The following is a 5,075-nucleotide window of genomic DNA, read 5'->3' as shown; positions in this document are numbered from 1 at the left end:
GCCGGCTCGCTTCAGCAACGCCGTGCTCGCCGGATAGGTCGTATTCCAAAGCTCGTTGCCATATTCGATGATCGGCCGCTGGCTGCACAGCGCCTCGTAGACGGCCAGCTCGGCCCGAATGTCCGCGTCGCTCAGCTCGGGCCGGATGTTGCCCCACACCCGCGCGCCGCATTCCTCCGCGAACCGGATCGCGTCGGCCAGTGGCATGCGTTGCCACCCGGTCATGCCGTCCGTGTTGAGCCAGTCCTTGAGGCGGAAGGTCGGAATGCCGGTGAGGTCCGCGACCAGCCGCGGGTCGAACATCGCGCCGGCTTTCCACGCGGCGTAGTGCTCGGCTTCCACGACCGACAGCATTGGCGGCTCGTCGATAGACAGACCCGTCCCGCGCGCAACGAACAGCGCCGCCCGGTTCTCCGGTCCCTCGAGCGCCGTGAATCGGAACGTGCGCGCGGCGATCACCTCGACCGCCGGCTTGGCGATCTTGTCACCGATCACCGGACCCTGCGGCGTCATGCTGTCCGCGCCGTCCCATTCAACGACGAACTCGGTACGGCCGGCCGGGATGGGGATCGAGCATTGGATATAGCCCGCCTTCGCCTGCCACGGCGGGGACAGATAGGCGCGGTCCAGATACGGGTGATCCGGGAACCAGTGCGCCAGCGTCGTCAGGTTCATGCCGATGCGGGTCATTTGCTGGTCGCCCACGTCCGCAGCGCTTCGAACCGGGCCGAGACGGTCCGTCCCCACTCGCGCAGGTCCGTGACGTACCGTGCGATCACGCCTTCCGTGTTCCCCGCGCCGATCGCGGGCTCAGCGGGAAGCGGCGCTACCAGTTCACTTGGCGGCGTCGGCAGGTTTGCCGGACGTGGCCCGCAAGCCGTCGAGCAAAGCGCCAAGCTGAGGGCTAAGAGGAACATTCGCATCTTTCACCGTCTCCTGGACGATCTTGGCGTCCTGCTTGGTTTCCACGGCCACCTTGCCGAGCCCTTGGGAGAGGGCGGTCAGGCCGGCGATGTCGCGCTGTCGGGCGGCCTTCTCGGCCTTCAGATCGGCCTGCACCGTATTGATCGTCGCGGCCTGATCCGCGATCGTCGCGCGCAGGTCGGCGATCCACCACACGAGGCCGGCGGCGATCAGCATGACGAACAGGTACGGCAGGAACGGGCGGATCGCCTGACCGAGCTTGCTGGCGAAGAATGAGGCGAGGAGGGCGGGCACTATTCGCCCTCAGCCTTGATTGTCGGCGCCGGCACAGCAGCCTGCTCCACGATCGCGGCATTGCGCTCGGCCAGCTCGCCACCGCCCTTGGTCGCGGCGTAGGCCCAGGACACCACGTCCTTGATGAAAGCGCCCACCACCAGCGTGCCGAGCGTCTTGAAATACTCGTTGTCGCGAAGCTCGGGGATGGCGGCCGTCATCACGAACACCATCACGGTCAGGAGGAACACGCCAATGCCGATCCAGCCTCGCGCGTCGGGGAAGGGGAAGTGGGTCATGCCGCTCTCCGATAGAAGGCGTTCCACCACGGCGTGCCGGGCAGGAAGCTGTTGGTCCGGTTGGTCCAGCCTTTCAGGAAGACGCGATCGGGATCCTTTGCCCCTTCGTTCGTCGCGATCCCCGTATCGAACGCGATCCGGCGCTGCGCCCAGGCGAGGGCGGCCTTCTCCTCGCCAAGCGTGGAGCGCCAATCCACATCGGCCGCGACAGTCAGGTCGCCGATCTTGCCGTCCTGCCCGACGCCGATCAGACCCTGCAGCATCTTGATCGCGGTTTTCGGCCCGCTGCCCCAACCCTTGTCCACGATCGAAGCTGTCACGCGGTCCCACGGCAGCTTGGCGAAGCCGGGTGCATCAAAATAGAGATGCACGCCGATGTCGATCGCCTCTTCGATCGTCAGGGCCGCGATGTCAGCCGCCGTGATGTCCGCCGTGTCTCGGAAAGATGCGACGGCATAGGCGGTGACGCCGAACTTGCTGCCGACCAGCTTGCCGGCGTTTCGGCGCTGCGGCAGCCCCGCCTTGAAGCGGGCCGGATCGTACCAATTGCCGTTGTCGTCCGCCCGCATCGATAGAGCGCCCTCGTGGGCCCGGATGAATCCGGCGATGAACTCTCGCGGCGTCAGCGGGACGAGCGGGAGCGGTGCGCCGGCGAGGATGGCGTTGATCGTGTCGACCTCAGGCTGGGTCAGGCCCTTGCCCTTGATCGCGCGAACCGCATCGAACAGCCGCTTCGGATCGATCGCGGTCACAGCTTCCCCCTCCCGCGAAGGTAATCCTCCGCGTACCGAGCCTGCCGCCGATTGGCGCGCGTATGCCGCACGTGCCGCGTCGTCCGGCCGACGATGTAGACGATGATGCCGAGCCGCAGCAGCGTGCTCGCCCAGCCGTCAAACGGCGTCGAATAGTGCTCCACGTCGAGCAGGATCGGGATGCCAAGAAACATGCCCGACGCGGCGAGCCCCTTGCCGAACCGCTCGGTCGCGATCAGTCGATCACCATACCGGAGCAGCTCATTGACGATCACGACGACGCCGACCGCGCTCAGCAGGGCGTTGAGATAGGCCCACAGGATCATTTCGCGTCTCCCTGGCCAAGGAAGCGCTTCACCCAATTGATGAGCAGGGGGAGCAGCGTGTTGGACCCCGCGCCGAAGATGTACGTCATGCCGGCCACGGCGCGCGCGTCGCTCTCGCTGACGTTGAGCGAGTTGTGCGCGATCCATGGCGCCACGAACACGGCGAACGACGTGCCGACCGCCAGCGCCATCAGGATTTCAGGCGTGCTCATCTCGCGCCACTGCTTGAACGACAGCGCCGTGATCGCGCCGGCAAGAGCTGCCATCGCGATATAGAGCTTCGTCAGCCAAGGGTTCTGCTCAGGAATCACCGGAGCCCCTCCGCGCCAACCATGGGGAAACCAGCGCGAACACGACGAACCCAACCACCGACAAGATGGAAAAGAAGATCAGCGGCATTCCGCCCTCCCAACACAAAGAAGATCGATTCCTCGGCCAGGAACGCGATGTCCGCAGTCCCGCTGAATGCTTTCCATTGGACAAGCCCGAGCCAGTAGAGCGCATCGTTCAGGGTCGAGCTGAGCATCAGCCCGTACAGCAACGCGCCCCACCAGCGGTCGCGAGCCACCGCCAGCGCAAGCAAGCCGACACCCGCGTCACTGATCGACCACAGGTCGATGCTGTCCGTGTCGACCACGTAGGCCGACAGGAACATGGCCGGGCTCCACGGCGTCCAGGCGAGGACGTAGAGGACCCACGAAGCCAGAAGCGCCGTCGCGCAGATGGTGGCGGGCACACGATCGCGCGAGCAGGCGAACACTGACGCCACGACAGCGCCGGTGGCCACGAGCCCGTTCACGATCAGCAGGGCGCCCATGGTCAGTTCGGGTTCTTCGGGGGCGGGTCGGTATTGCCGCCGCCACCGCTATTCGCGGTCACGTCCGGCTTGCCGGGCTTGGACGGCTGCAAGCACTCCTCCGGAATTTCCTCGCTCGGGTCGGTGGGCGTCTCCGTCTGGTCCTGCTGGACGATCGCGCTGTCGGGGGTGGGGCAGATGCCTTGCATGGTGGGGTCTCCCGGTGGTTGATGAGGAGAGCGGGGCGGGCGCATCATGCCATGCCCGCCGCGACGTATTTCGGCTGCACGATGGCCGCGAGCTGGGAGTAGCCGAGCGCGTCGGGGTGCACGCCGTCAGGCCGGTTGACCGTGCCCATGTCGGCCATCGACACGAACTTGACCTTGGGGTTCGCCATGTTGGTGACGATCGACTGGATGCTCGCGCTCTTGAGCGGATAAGAGCCGATCGTCTCGGGCAGCACGCCACGGCAGAGGACCGTCCCGAAGCCCTTCGCGAGCAAGGCATTGATGATGTAGGTGTAGTTATCGATCGTTGCCTGATCAAAGCTACCGTCGTTGCCGCCAACATCGGTGTTATAGGTGTTGTCGTTGCGGCTGATGGCGATGATGGCGATGTCGTTCGTGCCCCTCGACGGCATGGTCGCGAGCGCGGCATCGATGCGGGCTTGTAGCTGGGCGGTGGTGTTGCCGGCGACGCCAAGGTTGCCCGCCGCGTAGCCCCTCGCCGCTGCCACGCGGTAGGTGTCCGTGGCACCGCAATTGCTGTCGAAGATGTCACCCTGCGTAATGCTGTCGCCGACCTGCAGGAGGTAGCGCTTGGTGGCGATGTTCTGGATACCGCCCGACCCGAGGAAGCCGCCGACCGACAGCCATCGGCCCGCAATCGCGGCGCTTGCGGAGACGGAATAGGTGTGCGTCCCGCTCAGCCCGGTCAGAACCACGCCCTGGCCGACAACGGTGCCAGTATCATAGATCGTGATCGGCCCGCCATCGACGCTGACATCGACGTAACGGGCCTGCGCCGCGATTGCGAGGGTGGTATACTCACCCCGAACGGTGATGGCGGGGGCGTTGATCGTGGCGGTGCCGTCGTTCGTGACCCGCAGCGCCGGGGCGAACCCGGACTGGCCGATGGCCTGAAGCGCCGAACCCGTCATGGTGTTGGTGTTGCCGTCGCCCGGCTGCACCCAGTTGCCGTAAACCTCGATCGCAGGCGCGGAACCCGTGACCGTCATCACGTCGCCGGACGTATTCTGATAGGTGGTGCTGCCGGCGCTCGACGCGGGGCGAATGCGAACCTTGTGCTTGGTGTCGGACAGACCCGAGAACAACTGGTAGGTAGTGCCCGTGCCGCCGATCAGCGTGGCCGCCGTCCATGCGCCACCATCGATGCTAACCTCGATCATGCCCTGGAGTGAAGCGCCGGTGGAGCGGCGGTAGTCGCCCGTCGCATCCGTGCCGGTGATCGTCCCCATCCAAATCGAGGGCACAGCCAAGGCGCCGTCAGTGTAGGCGCGCAGCAGGCGCCGGCCTGCGGTCCCGTCATTGGTCGCGAAGGTCCAGCCGGGGATGACCTGCGCGGCGGTGAAGTTGAGCGTCTGCGGAGCCGGAGCCGAGACGGTCACCGACGGGGAATTGGCGATCGTGCTTCCGCCCGGTCCAGTCGCGGTCACCTCCAGCACGAGGCTGCCCGCCGAGCCCGG

Annotated in this window: 9 protein-coding genes; all 9 read right to left on the bottom strand. The window is 66.1% G+C overall.

Going from position 1 to position 5,075, the window contains the following annotated elements; genetic code table 11:
• On the bottom strand, positions 1-690 hold a 690-nt coding region (locus ACOJSF_RS13940), incomplete at its 3' end, for a hypothetical protein (RefSeq protein ID WP_420142801.1).
• Between the two features lie 144 nt (positions 691-834).
• The gene (locus ACOJSF_RS13935) at positions 835-1,218 is read right to left on the bottom strand and encodes a hypothetical protein (protein ID WP_420142800.1); all 384 of its coding nucleotides are present in this window, start codon (positions 1,216-1,218) and stop codon (positions 835-837) included.
• Positions 1,218-1,496, bottom strand: coding sequence for a hypothetical protein (locus tag ACOJSF_RS13930; RefSeq protein WP_420142799.1), 279 nt, complete (start codon positions 1,494-1,496; stop codon positions 1,218-1,220). Before ACOJSF_RS13930 ends, ACOJSF_RS13935 begins: the two co-directional genes overlap by 1 nt.
• The gene (locus ACOJSF_RS13925) at positions 1,493-2,248 is read right to left on the bottom strand and encodes a glycosyl hydrolase 108 family protein (protein ID WP_420142798.1); all 756 of its coding nucleotides are present in this window, start codon (positions 2,246-2,248) and stop codon (positions 1,493-1,495) included. The genes ACOJSF_RS13930 and ACOJSF_RS13925 overlap by 4 nt, the downstream gene beginning before the upstream one ends.
• Positions 2,245-2,574, bottom strand: coding sequence for a hypothetical protein (locus ACOJSF_RS13920; RefSeq protein WP_420142797.1), 330 nt, complete (start codon positions 2,572-2,574; stop codon positions 2,245-2,247). The genes ACOJSF_RS13925 and ACOJSF_RS13920 overlap by 4 nt, the downstream gene beginning before the upstream one ends.
• The gene (locus ACOJSF_RS13915) at positions 2,571-2,840 is read right to left on the bottom strand and encodes a hypothetical protein (RefSeq protein WP_420142796.1); all 270 of its coding nucleotides are present in this window, start codon (positions 2,838-2,840) and stop codon (positions 2,571-2,573) included. The genes ACOJSF_RS13920 and ACOJSF_RS13915 overlap by 4 nt, the downstream gene beginning before the upstream one ends.
• A 41-nt stretch (positions 2,841-2,881) precedes the next feature.
• Positions 2,882-3,391 (bottom strand): hypothetical protein, encoded by a 510-nt coding sequence (locus ACOJSF_RS13910; RefSeq protein ID WP_420142795.1) that lies wholly within the window; start codon positions 3,389-3,391, stop codon positions 2,882-2,884.
• 2 nt (positions 3,392-3,393) lie between these two features.
• A complete protein-coding gene (locus ACOJSF_RS13905; protein ID WP_420142794.1) occupies positions 3,394-3,579 on the bottom strand; it encodes a hypothetical protein in 186 nt (61 codons plus the stop codon).
• 44 nt (positions 3,580-3,623) lie between these two features.
• Positions 3,624-5,075 (bottom strand): SGNH/GDSL hydrolase family protein (locus ACOJSF_RS13900; protein WP_420142793.1); only part of this gene is annotated, 1,452 nt, incomplete at its 5' end.

The sequence above is a fragment of the Sphingomonas sp. genome (genome assembly GCF_048594985.1).
In the GTDB taxonomy this organism is placed as follows: domain Bacteria; phylum Pseudomonadota; class Alphaproteobacteria; order Sphingomonadales; family Sphingomonadaceae; genus Sphingomonas_I.
Note: the sequence above shows the minus strand (reverse complement) of the source record. Positions and strands in the feature narration are given on the sequence as shown.